At 62.4% G+C, this 16,351-nt stretch carries 10 protein-coding genes; 6 read left to right on the forward strand and 4 right to left on the reverse strand.

The features are described from left to right. Nucleotides 1-294: 294 nt before the first annotated feature. From ACODTO_RS28535 to ACODTO_RS28550, 4 genes are all read right to left on the reverse strand, one after another. On the reverse strand, nucleotides 295-1,329 hold the full coding sequence (locus ACODTO_RS28535; protein WP_489107407.1) for an HlyD family secretion protein: 1,035 nt from the start codon (nucleotides 1,327-1,329) through the stop codon (nucleotides 295-297). A gap of 6 nt (nucleotides 1,330-1,335) precedes the next feature. Next, nucleotides 1,336-2,889, reverse strand: a complete 1,554-nt coding sequence (locus tag ACODTO_RS28540) for an MFS transporter (protein WP_489107408.1) — start codon at nucleotides 2,887-2,889, stop codon at nucleotides 1,336-1,338. Continuing rightward, the gene (locus tag ACODTO_RS28545; protein ID WP_489107409.1) at nucleotides 2,886-4,355 is read right to left on the reverse strand and encodes an efflux transporter outer membrane subunit; all 1,470 of its coding nucleotides are present in this window, start codon (nucleotides 4,353-4,355) and stop codon (nucleotides 2,886-2,888) included. Before ACODTO_RS28545 ends, ACODTO_RS28540 begins: the two co-directional genes overlap by 4 nt. 144 nt (nucleotides 4,356-4,499) lie before the next feature. Further along, the gene (locus ACODTO_RS28550; RefSeq protein ID WP_175362830.1) at nucleotides 4,500-4,889 is read right to left on the reverse strand and encodes a response regulator transcription factor; all 390 of its coding nucleotides are present in this window, start codon (nucleotides 4,887-4,889) and stop codon (nucleotides 4,500-4,502) included. Between the two features lie 270 nt (nucleotides 4,890-5,159). On the opposite strand from ACODTO_RS28550, the gene ACODTO_RS28555 reads away from it, so the two are divergent. The 6 genes from ACODTO_RS28555 to ACODTO_RS28580 all read left to right on the forward strand — a co-directional run bounded on the left by ACODTO_RS28555 (nucleotide 5,160) and on the right by ACODTO_RS28580 (nucleotide 16,208). Continuing rightward, nucleotides 5,160-10,631: a trifunctional serine/threonine-protein kinase/ATP-binding protein/sensor histidine kinase gene (locus tag ACODTO_RS28555; RefSeq protein ID WP_489107410.1), complete on the forward strand. Its 5,472-nt coding sequence runs from the start codon at nucleotides 5,160-5,162 to the stop codon at nucleotides 10,629-10,631. Nucleotides 10,632-10,757: 126 nt separating this feature from the next. Further along, complete coding sequence (locus ACODTO_RS28560) at nucleotides 10,758-11,366, forward strand: lecithin retinol acyltransferase family protein (protein WP_368372938.1); 609 nt, start codon at nucleotides 10,758-10,760, stop codon at nucleotides 11,364-11,366. Between the two features lie 43 nt (nucleotides 11,367-11,409). Beyond that, nucleotides 11,410-12,060 carry a response regulator transcription factor gene (locus tag ACODTO_RS28565; RefSeq protein ID WP_175362828.1) on the forward strand — a complete coding sequence of 217 codons (651 nt, stop codon included), beginning with the start codon at nucleotides 11,410-11,412 and terminating at the stop codon, nucleotides 12,058-12,060. A gap of 291 nt (nucleotides 12,061-12,351) precedes the next feature. Further along, nucleotides 12,352-13,614, forward strand: a complete 1,263-nt coding sequence (locus ACODTO_RS28570; RefSeq protein WP_489107411.1) for a serine hydrolase domain-containing protein — start codon at nucleotides 12,352-12,354, stop codon at nucleotides 13,612-13,614. Between the two features lie 117 nt (nucleotides 13,615-13,731). Then, nucleotides 13,732-15,066 carry an alginate export family protein gene (locus ACODTO_RS28575; RefSeq protein WP_139649949.1) on the forward strand — a complete coding sequence of 445 codons (1,335 nt, stop codon included), beginning with the start codon at nucleotides 13,732-13,734 and terminating at the stop codon, nucleotides 15,064-15,066. 38 nt (nucleotides 15,067-15,104) lie between these two features. Continuing rightward, nucleotides 15,105-16,208, forward strand: a complete 1,104-nt coding sequence (locus ACODTO_RS28580) for a polyamine ABC transporter substrate-binding protein (protein WP_489107412.1) — start codon at nucleotides 15,105-15,107, stop codon at nucleotides 16,206-16,208. The last annotated feature ends 143 nt before the right edge of the window (nucleotides 16,209-16,351 follow it).

The raw sequence follows: 16,351 nt of genomic DNA on the forward strand, positions 1-16,351 counted from the left end.
GTGTACGACCCTGGACCCAGTGGGAGCCTGGCTTGCCCGCGATAGCGGTGGCCCATTCAACCTGGATGCAGGCTGACCCGCCGCCTTCGCGAGCAAGCCCGCTCCCACAGTGGATGTGTGGTGTATGCAGGGGTATGTGCCCGACACCGGACCCTGTGGGAGTGGGCTTGCCCACGAAAGCGGTGGCAGATTCAACATGGAGGTAGGCTGACCCGCCGCCATCGCGAGCAGGCTCGCTCCCACAGTGGATCGGCGGTGTTTGTGGGGGTTGTGTGCGACGTCACCTCGATGTGGTCATCCACGGATACGAATGTGCGGCGTAACGGACATCCCCACCCGCAGTTTCGCTGCCGTCGGTTGGTCGGGTTCGATGCGGATGCGCACGGGCAAGCGTTGGACGATCTTCGTGAAGTTGCCCGTGGCGTTATGGGGGGCGATGGCGGAGTAGCTGACGCCGCTGGCAGGTCCCAGACTTTGTACGGTTCCTGTCAGCGTTTCGCCGGGCAGGGCATCCACTTCGATGTCCACGGCTTGGCCGGTTTGCACACGGGCCAGTTGCGTCTCCCGGAAGTTGGCGGTGATGTAGACGGCATCGAGCGGGACAATCGCGAGCAAGGGTTTACCGGCATTGACGAATGCGCCGATACGCACGGATTTTTCCCCGACCGTGCCATTGATCGGCGCGGTGATGCGGGTATAGGACAACTTCAGTTCGGCGATGGCTTGCGCGGCTTGGGCGTGGGCGAGGGTGGCCCTGGCTTGTTCCAGGTCGGCCTTGAGGACGTCCACCTGCTGCCGGGCCGCCTGCAGACCCGCCTGGCTTTTCTCCAGTCCCGCCTGTTGTACGCTCAATTGCGCTTCTGCTTGCTGCTGGGCCTGCACGGTGCCCGAACCGTCGGCCGCCAGGTTGCGATAGCGGGCGTGGTTGACCTTGGCCAGCTTGAGCGCGGCATCGTCCGCGGCGACTGCGGCCTGGGCCTGGCGTATGACGGTTTGCTGCTGGATCAGGCGTGCTTCCAGGTTGGCGATACCGGCCTGGGCGCTGGCGACCTGGGCCTTTGCCACGTTCACGGAGGCGAGGAAATCCCGGTCATCGATGACCGCCAACAGATCTCCTTTCTTGACCAGCTGGTTGTCTTCGACCAACACCATTTCAACCGTCCCCGATACCTGCGGCGCCACCGTGGTGAAGTCGGCGAGGACATAGGCATCGTCCGTCGATTGGGTCGAGGCGCTGGACTCGGAGCGATTGAGATAGAACACGCTGCCGATGGCCACGGTGAGCAGCAGCGCAGCACTGAGGATCCGGGCTTTCTTCGGTAAGGCCATGATGAGTTACCCGTGTGAGGGAGAAGGAGGCGTCAAGACAGGCGCCGGGATGTAGGCCAGCCGCAGCACCAGCGGAATCATCAGCAGCGCCAGCAGGCCCAGCACGCGATAGGCATCGGCGATGGACAGCACCAGCGACTGCTGGCTGACGATGCCCATCAGCGATGACGGCTCTGGCACGACAAGGGCGTTGCCGGCCAGGGCCGCTTGATCCAGCAGCATGTCCCCATGGAAGCGACCACGCACGGTCATCAGCTGGCCGATGACCGCCGCGCCGAACAGTGAACCAAAGGCCCGCAACGTGTTGATGGTGCCGGACACATAAGGCCCTTCGGGGGGCTGCACCACGCTGGTGATCAGGAACAGCATCGACACCACCGCCATCGGTTGTCCGAAGGCCTGCAGCGTTTGCGCCAGGACGAACTGGTCGCGGTGCCAGTCGGCCGTCAGTTGTGCGCCGCACAGGCACGCCAGGGCGATCAGCAACAAACCCGAGGCGAACACGATGCGCGCATCGACCCACCTGCGGTACAGCAACAGCGCCACAATAGGCCCCAGTACCAGCTGCGGCAGCGCGACGATCAGCCCAATCGATGCCATTTGCAGTGGACGATAGTTTTGCAGCGGGCCGAGATAACTGGCCGGTAACAATGAGCTGGACATCAGCACCACCAGCAACGACAGAAACAGGATGCAGCCCAGGCCCAGGTTGCGGCGCCCGAGGATCTGCAACTTGATGAACGGCGAGGGGTGATACCACTCGGTCAACAAGTAGACCGCCATCAAGGTCAGGCCCATCACCAGGGTTGCGGTGATCAATGGCGACTGAAACCAGTCCAGTCGCACGCCCTGGTCCAGCGCGACGGTGATCAGGCCCAGCGCCGGTACGCCGCAGGCCATGCCGGACCAGTTGGCCTGGCGAAAACGCGAGGTCTGGACGGGTTCCCGAGGCAGTCCCCAGGCGATCAAACCAGCGGCGACGAGCGCCAGGGGAATGATCTGCCAATACACCCAGCGCCAGTCGTGCAATCCATCCGTCCAGCTTCCGGCTAGCCAGATGGACAGGTTGGGCGCGAAGGTCGCGGTCATCGCGTACAGCGCCAAACCGTACAGGCGTATGGCCGGTGGCAGGAATTTCAGGGCCGCCATCATCAGCAAGGGGATCGTCGTGCCGCTGGCGATGCCTTGGGCAAAACGCAGGGCCAGCAACAGCTCCAGGTTGTGAATGAACGGCAGGAGCAAGGCGAGCAGGGTGCAAGTGGCGAGCATCCACAGTTCGAAGCGTCGCAGCGACAAGGTCAGGGCGAACCAGGCCGAAAAGGGCATGGCGATCAGTTCTCCGGCGCTGTAGGCCGTGGTCAGCCAGGAGCCGTCGTCGAAGCCCAGGCCCAGCGCACCCCTGACATCCGCCAGCGCCAGGGCGCCGACCCGAGTGTTCAACCCGGCCATCATGGCCGCGAGGAAAATGCCGACCAGGCCGACCAGCGGCCGAATGGAGGATTGGGCCCGGGGCGCTGCGTCAGTCGCTACGGTGACCGGCGATACGGCGGCGACGTTCATAGCCCACCCGCCGGATCCCAGCCACCGCCCAGGGACTTGTAGAGATTGACCACGGTGAGCGTGGCATCGGTCGTGCTGGCGTTGAGGCGGGTCTGGCTGGCAAGCACGTTGAGTTGCGCGGTCAGCACGCTCAGATAGTCGGCGGCACCTTGCTGGTAGCCGCGCTCAGCCGCGTGCAGTGCCTGCTTGTTCTGCTCGAAGGACATCTGTAGTTCGTCGTGCTGGCGCTGTTGGGCCGCCCAGGCATCCAGGGCGTTGTCGACTTCATGCCAGGCACGCAGCACCGTCTTGCGGTAGGCGAGGGCGGCGCTTTTCTGCCGTGACTCATTCAGTGTCAGGCGCTGGGTCAGTCGACCACCCTGGAAGATCGGCAGGTAAACCGTCGGGCCGATGGAGAAGGTGCGTGAATCCCAACTGCTGAGGTCGCCGCTGTCGAAGGCTTCCACGCCGATGCGTCCCTTGAGACCGATACGCGGATAGAAATCTGCCTTGGCAACGCCGATGGCGGCGGTCGCGGCGTGCAGCCGTGCTTCGGCGCGCAGGATGTCGGGGCGCCGGCGGGCCAGTTCGGAAGAGACGCCGACCGGTATGCGGGTGGGAAGCGAAGGCAAGGGCATCGCCGGGCCCAACTGGGCGTCGAGCGTGCGGGGTTGCTCGCCCAGCAGTAACGCCAGGGCATTCATCCGGGCATTGCGACGCTGGCTCAGCTCGGGCAGCAGGGCCTTGATCGTCGCCAGTTGCGCGCGGGCGGTCGCGGTTTCGAAGTGGGTGGCGACGCCATTGCGTTCGCGGCTTTCAGCCAGGCCCAGGGTCCGTTCCGCGACGGTGAGGTTTTGCCGGGCGATATCCAGCTGCGCCTGGGTTCCACGCAACTGCAGATAGGTGCGGGCCACTTCGGCGGACAAGGCGACCCGAGCGGCTTCGCGGTCATACACCGTGGCTTCCAGGGCAGCCGCGGCGCCTTCACGGGCACGTCGGGCTCGGCCCCATAGATCGATTTCCCAACTGGCATCGAAGCCCAGCTGCCAGAAGTTGGTGGCGTCGGTAGGTGCTCCCAGGGCGGCGAATTTGCCGTTTTCGCTGTTGGCCTCGCGGGTGTAGCTGGCGTAGGCGCCCACGTTGGGTTGCAGCTGCGATGAGGTGATGCCCAATTGCGCCCGGCTCTGCTCGATGCGCTCGGAGGCCATCTGCAAGTCGAGGTTGCCGGCCTGGGCTTGTGATTGCAGTTGGGTGAGGACCGCGTCGTTGAACAGCCGCCACCATTGGGGTGGAACCGCGGCGCTGGACATGGAGGTGGTGTTGGCATGCTCGGGCCGGGGCGTGAGTTGCAGGGCGTCGAGATTGTTGCCGGGTTTCATGAAGTCGGGACCGACCATGCAACCCGCCAGGGTCATCGCTCCCATGGCTATAAAGCCGATACTGAACCGTCTCAGGATGCGTTGGGGTGACTCGAAAAATGCCGACATAGCCAGTTCCCCGGAAGATTCACGGGCGTGTCGCCCGCCGTGAGTCCATGCTATTGAGGGCAGCTAGCGGGCGCACTTCTACATCGGTTCAGAAAAACCATACGTCAGTGGTGGCGGACTATACGAAGGTATGAGCGGGGGTGGTCAGCGCCGTTGGCCGAGGGCGGTTTCGATACACGCCAGCAGCCGGTCGGCTTCACACGGCTTGGGCAGGCAGGCAACCAGCCCGGGGGCGTTAGCCGCCAGATGGGAGGCTTTTCCGGGGTAGGCGGTGATGAAAATGGTGGGTATCCTGAAACCCATCGCGCCGAGTCGCTCGTGCAGTTCCACGCCACTCATGCCCGGCATCTGGATATCGGACACCAGGCAGTTCGTCCCGGCGGGGCCGGCGGCGTCGAGAAAGTCCAGGGCGCTGCCATAGGTGCGGACGTCGTAGCCGCTGGAGCGCAACAGGCTTTTGAGGGCTGCCCGAACGGCTTCGTCATCATCGACGACTGCAATGGTTTGCCTGCTGCGTATCTGGGTATCGTCCATAAGGGTCGCTCGTGACAGCGCCTGTCGTGAATCACACGATACGCGGTCTCGCAGGGCACAGAAGTATACCTACGTATAACCTGTTAAGACCAAAGGGTCGTTTCGTTCTGCTCGATGAACCGGCCCAATGCGGCTCAACGGAAATCGCTGTGAAGGGCTTTCGCGGGACGTTAATCTACAGGCCGGTGACACGCTCGTTCCGTTACCGCCGACGGCTTGCAGCAGCCCGGATAACCAACGATTCATTGTTCCGTGCCGATGGAAAACAGCATGCAAATATTATGGGACGATGGTGAGCGTACCTTCTGTCGGCAACTGCGTTCGGGCGCAGACGGCACGTATTCGGTACTGGTTGCCCGGCCTGCGGGGGAACAACCTCCCCCTGGCTGCCTGGGCCGTCTCGCCCATGAATTTGGCCTGAAGGATGAGCTGGAGAGCACCTGGTCGGTGCGCCCGCTGGAGATGCTGCGCGAAGGCGCCCAGATGCAGCTGGTGCTCGAGGACCCGGGCGGCGTACCGCTCATGCAACTGTTGATCGCGCCCATGGAGATTGCCACGTTCCTGCGATTGGCCGTGGGCATTACCGTGGCCCTGGGCAAGCTGCATCAACAGGGCCTCGTCCATAAGGACATCAAGCCCAGCCATATCCTGGTGAACTGCACCGACGGCCAGGCCCGGCTCACCGGATTCGGCCTTGCCTCGCGCTTGCCCAGGGAACGACAGGCGCCCGAGACCTTGGCTGGTACGCTCGCCTACATGGCCCCCGAACAGACCGGTCGAATGAATCGCTCGATCGATTCGCGCAGCGACCTTTATTCCTTCGGCGTCACCCTCTATCAGATGTTGACCGGCTCGCTGCCGTTCACCGCGTCCGACCCGATCGAGTGGGTGCACTGCCATATTGCCAGGAAAACCCTGGCCCCCAGCGAACGGGTCGCAACCGTTCCGGAGATGCTTTCCCAGATCGTCATGAAGCTGCTCGCCAAGACCGCCGAGGAGCGTTACCAGACGGCTGCCAGCGTCGAGCACGACTTGCGCCGATGCCTGGCGGACTGGCAGCAACTGGGCCGCATCAATGCCTTTGCGCTGGGCGAGCACGGCGCGTCGGATCGGCTGCTGATTCCCGAGAAGCTCTATGGCCGTGAACAAGAGGTCGACACCCTGATTGCCGCGTTCTCGCGGATCGTCAACAGCAGCTCACCGGAACTGGTGCTGGTCACCGGTTACTCGGGCATCGGCAAGTCCTCGGTGGTCAATGAACTGCACAAGGCGCTGGTGCCGCCTCGAGGGCTCTTTGCCAGTGGCAAGTTCGATCAGTACCGGCGCGATATTCCCTACTCGACGCTGGTACAGGCATTCCAGAGCCTGGTGCGTACGCTGCTGGGCAAGAGTGACGCAGAGCTGGCGAAGTGGCGTGACGCCTTGCAGGAGGCATTGGACGCGAACGCGCGTCTCATGACCGACCTGATTCCCGAACTCAAACTGATCATCGGCGAGCCGCCACCGGTCACGACCCTTGATCCGCAACAGGAGCAACGCCGTTTCCTGCTGGTGTTCCGGCGCTTTATCGGGGTGTTCGCCCGCGAAGACCATCCACTCGCGTTGTTTCTCGATGATTTGCAATGGCTCGACGCGGCGACCCTCGACCTGTTGGAGGACTTGCTGACCAGCTCCGATGTGCGACACCTGATGCTCGTCGGTGCCTACCGCAGCAACGAAGTGGATGCCGCGCACCCGCTGACCGCCAAGCTCCAGGCCATTCGCAGCGCCGGTGGCAAGGTCAGCGAGATCATGTTGACGCCGCTGGGCAAGGCGCATGTCGAGCAGTTGATCACCGAGGCGCTGCAGGACGAACCCTCACGTATCGAGCCCTTGGCGCAACTGGTGCTGGATAAAACCGCCGGAAATCCATTCTTCGTGATCCAGTTCCTGCACGCGCTGGCCGAGGAACATCTACTGACCTATGACCATGAGGCGCGGCAATGGTGGTGGGACCCGGATCGTATCCATGCCAAAGGTTATACCGACAATATCGTCGACCTGATGGTCGGCAAGCTGGTCCGCCTGCCGGAGGACACCCAGTTGGCGCTGCAGCAACTGGCGTGCCTGGGCAACGTGGCCGGCTTCAAGACGCTTTCGACCGCCCTGGGCATCCCCGAGAAGACACTCAGGGCCGTGTTGTGGGAGGCGATTCGCCAGGAACTGGTCGAACGATTGGACGGCGCCTATCGGTTTGTTCATGACCGCATCCATGAAGCGGCCTATTCGCTGATTGCCAAGGACGCACGTGCCGAGGCCCACCTGCGCATTGGACGTCTGCTTGCCGCTCAGACGTCCGAACAAGAGCGGGATGAGGCGATCTTCGAAATCGTCGGCCAGCTCAACCGCGGCGCCGCGCTGATCACCGATCAGGGTGAGCGCGAGCAACTGGCGCAATTCAACCTGATTGCCGGTCAGCGGGCCAAGGCGTCGACCGCCTATTCATCGGCGCTTAATTATTTCAGTACCGGGATGCAGTTGCTGGACGAGGAGTGCTGGACTCGTTGTCATGGGTTGATGTTCGCATTGGCGTTGAGCCGGGCCGAGTGCGAGCTGCTGACTGGACGGCTGGAGGTCGCGGACGCGTGCCTGACCGCCCTGGCGGATCGCGCCACTACGGTGATCGAGCGGGCCAGCGTCGCCTGCCTGCTGATGGATGTCTACCTGCTGCTGGATCGCAGTGACGGCGCGGTTGCGGTCTGCCTGGCCTACCTGCGACATGTGGGCATCGAGTGGTCTGCCCATCCGAGCGACGCCCAGGTCCGTAAGGAGTACGAGTGCATCGGGGCGTTGCTCGGCGAGCGGGCCATCGAGGACCTTATCGATTTGCCGCTCATGGAGGATCCGACGTCCCTCATGACCCTCAACGCGCTGGGCAAACTCTTCGCGCCGGCCCTGCAGAGCGATGGCAACCTGGCGGATCTGCTGATCTGCAAAGCGGTCAACCTGAGCCTGGAACGGGGCAACTGCGATGCGTCCTGTGTGCTCTACGCCAATTTCTTCCGGGTCGCCGGCCGGCGTTTCGGTGACTACCAAATGGGGTTCCGATTCGGCCAGCTCGGTTGCGCACTCGTCGAACGACGGGGCCTGACGCGATTCGAGGCCAGCACCTACCTGTGCTTCTCCTGTTTTGCCGTGCGCTGGATGAGGCCGGTGGGGGAGTGTCGCGATCTGCTGCGCCGTTCCTTTGCAGCGGCGAACCGGATCGGCGATCTGCCCTACGGTGCCTATGCCGGCAACAACCTCGTCGCCGACCTGCTGTTCGCCGGCGAGCCGTTGCATGACGTGCAAGGTGAGTCCGAACGAGGCCTGGCGTATGCAAGGAAGGTGGGGTTCGGATTGGTGACCGATTTCATCGTCACGCAACTGACGCTGATCCGAATGCTCCGTGGCGAGACAGCCGCATTCAGTCGCCTGGACGACGGTGAGTTGAACGAGTCCGCAACCGAAGCTCATTTGTCCAGTAACCCGGACCTGGTGTTGGCCGAGTGCTTGTATTGGGTTCGCAAACTACAGGCACGTTACCTGGCCGACGATGCCGAGGCAGCCGTTGAGGCGGCCGGCAAGGCCCACCAGTTGCTCTGGGTTTGCCAGGCTTTCTTCGAGGAAGCCGAATATCACTTCTACAGCGCACTGGCCCGGGCCGCCCGCTGCGACAGCGTCTCGGTACACGAGCAGGCGCAGCACTTGATCGCCATGGCGGTCGATCACCAGTGGCTCGAGGCCTGGGCCCGGCAATGTCCGGAGAATTTCGCCAGCCGCGCCGCCTTGGTCGGTGCCGAGATCGCCCGGGTCGAGGGGCGGGTGATCGAGGCAGAGCGGCTCTACGAACAGGCCCTGCAAACCGCTCAGGCCAGCGGTTTTATCCATATCGAGGCGCTTGCCAATGAGTTGGCTTCGCGTTTCTATCGGGCGCGAGGGCTCGGCAAGATCGCCCGTGTCTATTTGCAGGATGCCCGTTACGGTTACCTGCGTTGGGGCGCCGACGGCAAGGTGCGGCAGCTCGAGGCCAAGTACCCCTCACTCAGGGCCGAAGAACCTGCGCCCGGTCCGACCACTACGATGGCCACACCGGTCGAGCACCTTGACCTGGCCACCGTCCTCAAGGTTTCCCAGGCCGTGTCGGGCGAAATCGTTCTGGAAAAATTGATCGACATGATCATGGCCACGGCGATCGAGCAGGCCGGTGCCGAACGCGGGCTGCTGGTTCTGTGGCAGGACGGTGAGCAGCGGATCGCGGCGCAAGTGACGGCCGGCGGCGCCACCACTCAACTGAGAAATGCGCCCGTGAGTGCGGCATCGTTGCCGGAGTCGGTTCTTTATCATGTCCTGCGCACCCGCGAGAGTGTGGTGCTGGACGATGCCCTGGTCGAAGCGCCGTTCGCCACGGATCCCTATATCCGTCAGCAGCGCGCCCGTTCGATCCTGTGCCTGCCGCTGACGAACCAGGCCAAGCTCGTCGGTGCGCTCTATCTGGAAAACAATCTGGCGGCCCATGTATTCAGCCCTGGCCGGATCGCCGTGTTGAAGCTGGTGGCTTCACAGGCCGCTGTTTCCCTGGAGAATGCCCGCCTGTACCGCGAGGTCGCCGAGCGCGAAGCGAAGATCCGCCGCCTGGTGGATGCCAACATCATCGGGATTCTCGTCTGGCACGCCGATGGACACATCATCGAGGCCAATGATGCGTTCCTGCGCATGTTGGGTTACGAGCGCGCAGACCTTGCCGCCGGGGGGTTGCGCTGGAGGGACCTGACCGTACCGGAGTTTCGCGAACTCAGCGACCGCTCGCTGGCGCAGGCGTTGTTGACCGGGCACACCCGGCCTTACGAGAAGGAATACTTCAGGAAGGACGGCAGTCGCTTGCCGGTCATTGTCGGCCTGGCTTTGTTCGAAGCGGGTAGCAACGAGGGCGTCGCCTTTGTCGTGGACCTGACCGAGCGCAGGCAGGCGGAAGAAAAAATCCGTGAGAGTGAACGCCGCTATCGCGAGGTGCAAGCCGAACTGGCCCATGCCAACCGTGTGGCGACCATGGGGCAATTGGTGGCCTCGATCGCCCACGAAGTCAATCAGCCGATCGCCGCCGCCATCCTCAACGCCAATGCGGCACTACGCTGGTTGAACGCTCAGCCACCGGAAATCGACGAGGTCCGCCCGGTACTGGAACGCCTCATCCTCGATGCCAATCGGGCGGCGGACGTGCTTGGTCGGATCCGTGGGCATATCCGCAAGGCGCCGCCACAGAAGGGGCCGGTGAACATCAACGCAGCCATCGAGGAAATGATCGAGTTTACCCGCGGCCAGATCATCAAGAGCGGTGCCTCGATACAGACGCAACTCATGGACGGTTTGCCCCTGATTGAAGGTGACCGCGTGGAGCTGCAGCAGGTGCTGCTCAACCTGATCATGAATGCATTGGAGGCCATGGGCAGTGTCAGTGCCGGCGAGCGGCGGTTGGGGATCTGCGCGACGTTGGGGGAGGCAGATTGCGTACTTGTCAGTGTGAGCGATACCGGCCCGGGGTTCGCCTCCCAAAGCACTGACCTGGTGTTCACCTCTTTCTACACCACCAAGCCCGCCGGCCTGGGGTTGGGACTGTCCATCTGTCGCTCGATCATCGAGGCCCATGGCGGGTGTCTGAGTGCCGTCGCCAACCCGCCGCGCGGCGCCACTGTGCAATTCACGCTGCCCATCGCGCGCCCTTGAGGGCGCCGGTTTAATACTTAGGTTTAGGGGCTGTATATCAATCGGTCACCCGAACCAACCCACGTACAACTGAAACGCGATAACCCCGGCGATATATTCCCCATCAAGGACTGCGGAGAATGTGTCGTGAACAACTTGACCGCCAGAGCAGCAGAGCAACTGTCATCCCTTCGTTCGATCGCGCTGATTTGCATGGCGCTCATCACGACGAGCGCTTTCTACCGCTTGAGCATGCCAGTCGCCGAGGGTCACAGGCTCGCCGAACCAGGTCACTGCAAGCCGAGTGCGGCGCGCCTGGTGGATGTTTCGTTACGACCGGTCGATATCGAAAAACCTGCGGATCACCTGCCGATAGGCGCGCACCTGATCAGCCCGCGCCGGTTCTACCTGCACCATGGGATCTACCTGGGTGGGGCAGACGTTGCCCATTACTCGGGGTTCAGCGGTTCGCTCCGGCCGGGGCCCATCGAGGTGACCGATCTTGAGCATTTTGCCAATGGCAAACCGGTCTGGATGCTTCATGAACCCTGCAAATACTCCAGCGACGAAATCGCTGATCGGGCGCGTTCGAGATTGGGTGAAAAGCAGTACCGGGTATTCTTCAACAATTGCGAGCACTTCTGCAGTTGGTGCGTCAGCGGGGAAAGCTACAGCGCCCAGGTCGACGCCTGCTTCCATCGCCCCCATGATCTGTTCGCTATGATTTCGGCGCTGGAACCCCGCTGGGTGGCCTAGTGGCCTGTGCTAGAATTTTTCCGTCCACCCAAGAGGATCGTGCATGAACGGTAGTCCCTCGTCCCATGAGCCGGGCAGCAAGGATTCCATGGTGTTTGTGGTGGATGACGATGCCTCCATTCGCAACGCGTTGAGCAATCTGTTGCGCTCGGTCGGGATCCGCGTCGAGACGTTTGCGTCCACCGCGGAGTTTCTCCAGCAACCGAAGGCGGATTGCGCCAGTTGCCTGGTCCTCGATGTGCGACTGCAGGGGAGCAGTGGCCTGGACTTCCAGCGCTGGTTGGCGGAGTCGGATTCGAATATTCCCATCATCTTCATCACCGGCCATGGCGACATCGAAATGTCGGTCAAGGCCATGAAAGCCGGTGCCGTGGATTTCCTGGCCAAACCCTTCCGCGAACAGGATCTGCTGGATGCGGTGACCGCCGCACTCCAGGCAGACACCCAGCGTCGCGAAATCCGGCGGCAATCTGCCGACCTGCGTGCCCACTACCAGACCCTGACCGCCCGCGAAAAAGAGGTGATGGCTTTTGCGGTCAAGGGCCTGATGAACAAGCAGATCGCCGGGCAGATGAACCTGAGCGAAATCACCGTGAAAATCCACCGCGCCCATGCGATGAAGAAAATGCACGCCAAATCTTTCGCCGACCTGGTTCGAATGGCCGAGTCGCTGGGCGCCGGGCCGAGTCGCTGAACCCCGATTTTCGCACCTTCCCAGATATCCTGAATACCCGAATAACCCTGTGGGAGCCGAGCTTGCTCGCGATAGCGGTAGGTCAGCTTGCGTCCATGCTGAATGTGCCGCCGCCATCGCGAGCAAGCTCGGCTCCCACAGGTTCGATGTATTCCCGGAGGTGGTGATGGGGTCGCGTCCCCCACAGCAAAAAAGTAATCGCTGTAAAAACATTTATTGACTAAAGAATATCATCGAGTAATTATTTCCCTGCATCTGCTGTCACGCAGAGTCATTTCCAGGGGCAACCCGATGAATCAGAACACCGTGCCTTCACTGGCCTGTCTTTATGTCGAGACGCATGAGTCGTCATCCGGCACACGCTTTACCTCTTCGCTCATGCAAGGCTTTCCGGCCGAACCCCATCGTCGCGTCACTTGGCACAACTGGATGCGTCCGCCCTTCAATCGATGGGGCTTCCGCAATCTGGCGCGCCTGCGGCCTTCTATCGATGTGCAGGCGGGGGCAGGGCCGGTCAGCGTCTTGAAGCAGGCGCCACTCGCACTGGATGAGCTGCACTTCAACAGTGAGTGCGGCTTGAGCATCAGTGTGTTCGAGCACCTGGTGGCCAGCCAGACCGACGCATTCCTGGTCATGCAGGGCGACACCGTGCTGTTCGAGCGCTACTTCAACGGTCAGGCGCCCCACGACCGACACGTGATGTTTTCGGTGACCAAATCGCTGATCGGCACCCTCGGTGAACAGCTGGTCAGCGACGGTGTGCTGGATCCAGCGCTGCCCGCCGCCCACTACGTGCCGGAATTCGAAGGCAGTGCATACGCCGACGCGACCGTGCGCCAGTTGTTCGACATGGCCGTGGGCATCCACTACAGCGAAGTGTACGAAGACCCGGACTCGGAGAGTTCCCAGTACGGCTATGCCTGCGGTTTCCAACCGGCACCCGCGCAGTACGCCCAGTTCGAGTCGCTGTACCAATTCCTGCCGTCGCTCCGCAAGCAAGGCGAGCACGGCGGTTTCTTTCACTACGTCACGGCCACCACCGAGGCCTTGGCCTGGGTCATGGAGCGCGCCAGCGGCAAGGCCTGCCATCGCCTGCTGGAAGAGATCTGGAGCCAGTTGGGGTGCGAGCGCGACGGCTACTTCATGGCCGACCCCTGGGGGCGCAGCGTGGCTGGTGCCGGTTTCAACGCCACCTTGCGCGACATGGCGCGCTTTGGTCGCCTGTTGGCCAATGACGGTTGTCACGACGGGCGCCAGTTGCTGTCGCCCGAAACGGTCGCGCGCATCGTCGCCGGCGCCGACCCGGCGATCTACGCCACATCCCCTGACTTTGAGGCCTGGACCCCGGGCGCTTCCTACCGCAGCCAGTGGTACGTCTTCAACGACCACAGCCAGGCGCTCATGGCCGGTGGCATCCATGGCCAGTACCTGTTCGTCGACAAGCCATCCGGCGTGGTGATCGTCAAGCAATCGTCCCTGAACGAGGCCGTCAGCCCGTTCGATGGGGACAGCGTGCGCATGTTGCGCGCCATTGCGGCGCACCTCGACGACTGACCACGCATCCCGATTACAAGAATCACGTTCCATTCACCTGGCCTCGCCAGGTGTTGGCGACGTTCTGCGCCGCCATTCACTGCCCTGTAACAACAATAAATCACACAGGAGCTTCACATGGTTTCCACGACGCGTTTCTCTCGAACGCTCTTAGCGCTCGGGTTACCCCTGAGCGCCCAGGTCGCACTGGCGGGCTACACCTTCGAGGATGGCAACCTCAAGGGTGAGGTCAACGTCACCGCCGGTGGTGCAGCCATTTTCACCCGCAACGTCAACTTCGGCGCTGGCCGTGTCGACATGCGCAGCCGCAAGAATGGCGGCAGTAAAATCGATTGGCAGGAGTTCTACGTCAAGCCGGGCGTCAAACTGGAGTACGCCTTGCAGCCGGACTTCAGCCTGCTGGCCGGTGGCTCGCTGGTCGGGGCGACGACCTTCGGCGATGGCGATGCCGGCGGCTTCACCCGCAGTTCCGATGGCGAGGTGGCCACCGAAGAACTCTACGGTGGGTTCCGGGCCGGGGAGTGGACGTTCACCGCCGGCCGCCAGAACTACATGATCGGCACCGGCTTCATCGTCATGGACGGTAACCTGGATCAGCTCAAGGACGGCGCCTACTGGCTCGCACCCAGGAGCGCTTTCAAGGATTCGGCGGTGCTGGCCTGGGATCACGGCGCCTTGAAAACCCAGGCGTTCACCTTGCGCACCGACGATGACCTGGGTGACTTCCGGATGACCGGGGCCAACCTCGATTACAACCTCGACGATCAAGTGACGCTCGGGGCCATGGCCATGAAGCTCAACGCCCTCGGCCCCAAAGGCGCCACGCCGCTGCGCCGGGACGGCATGCAGGTGTATAACCTGCGGGCGCTCAATGCCAAGGTCCCGGGCTTGCCGGCCTTGACCCTCAACGCCGAGTACGCGTTGGAACGCGGCAACGGCGAAGGCGTCGAGTATGATGCCAAGGCCTGGTATGGCCAGGCGGACTATGCCTTCGATACCTTGCCGCTGACGCCGGTCGTGGGTTACCGCTACGCGAGTTTTTCCGGCGATGACAACCTGACGGACAACCGCCAGGAATCCTGGGATCCGCTCAGCAAGGGCTATGTCGATTGGGGCACCTGGCTGGTAGGAGATGTTGTCGGCAACTACCTGCTGTTCAACAGCAACGAAAAGGTTCAGCAGTTCTCGATCAAGACCCACCTCAACGAAACCCTCAACCTGGGGGCCATCCACTACCAGTTCTGGCTGGACGAAAAGAACTACATGGGCACGGCCGTCAGTGACCGGCGTTTTGCCGACGAAAGCGTTGTCTTCCTGGATTGGGCGCCGTCGAAGGCGTTGGTTTCTTCGCTGTCCTATAACTGGGTCAAGCCGATGGCCGCGGCCAAGCAGGTGTTCGGCAACGACCGGAAATTCAGCGCGCTGGAATTATCGTTCACCTATCGCTATTGATGCCGCGAGCCTTCGCGGCCGCGCTGGAGTGTTTTGCCATGAACAAGTCTTTGCGTAACACGGTGTTGGGTGCTCTCGTTTCGTTACTGGCCAGCGGTGCATGCATGGCTGAGGAGCGGACGGTGCGAATCTATAACTGGATCGAGTACCTGCCGCCGGAAATCCTCAAGAGTTTTCAGGAAGAGACCGGAATCCGCCCGATCTATGACGTGTTCGACAGTGTCGAGACCCTGGAGTCCAAGCTGCTGACTGGCAACTCCGGGTATGACGTGGTGTACCCGGGCAGTTCCAACGTCAGTCACTTGATCGCCGCCGGCGCCGTCCAGCCCCTGGACCGCAGCCAACTGCCAAGCTGGCAGCAACTGGACCCGGAGTTCATGAAAGGCCTGGAAGCCGTGGGTGACCCGGGCAACCGCTATGCGGCGCCATACCTGTGGGGCACCACGCTGATTGGCTATAACGTCGACAAGGTTCGGCAGGCGCTGGGAGCCGATGTGCCGATAGACACCTGGGACATCATCTTCAAGGAAGAAAACCTGGCCAAACTGGCGAGTTGCGGGGTCGGTTTTCTCGATGCCGCCAACGAGATCGTGCCCATCGCCTTGCATTACAAGGGATTGGACCCCAACAGCCAGAAACGTGAGGACTACCCGCAGGCGCAGGCGGCGATGGTCAAGATCCGGCCGTTCATCTCCTACTTCAATTCGTCACGCTACGGCATGGACCTGGCCAATGGCGACGTCTGCATCGCCGTAGGCTGGTCGGGCGGCGTGGCGCTCGCCAAGCGTCTGGCCGATGCCGCTGGCAAGGGTGTCAAAGTGGCAATGGCGCTGCCCAAGGAAGGTGCACCGATGTGGTCGGACGTGATGATGATTCCCACCAACGCTCCCCATACCCAGGAGGCCCATGCGTTCATCAACTACATCATGCGGGCCGACGTCATCGCCCGTATCAGCAATAAGATCGGTTACCCCAACCCGAACCAGGACGCCACCGCGCTGGTGAACCCCGAGATCCGTGACAACCCCGCGATGTACATCCCGGACGACGCACGCAAGACGCTGTTCGCCCTGGAGCCCGTGCCGGCGGCAATCGAGCGGATCCGCACACGGACCTGGACGGCGATCAAGACCAACCGCTGATCCGGGCTATACGAACTGTGGGAGCGAGCTTGCTCGCGAAGGCGGTGGATCAGTCGACTCAGCAGTGACTGATCCACCGCCATCGCGAGCAGGCTCGCTGCCACATTGGTTTTTCAGTGAACACACATTCTGCGTCCGGCGCC

This window comes from Pseudomonas sp. FG13, from assembly GCF_057809755.1.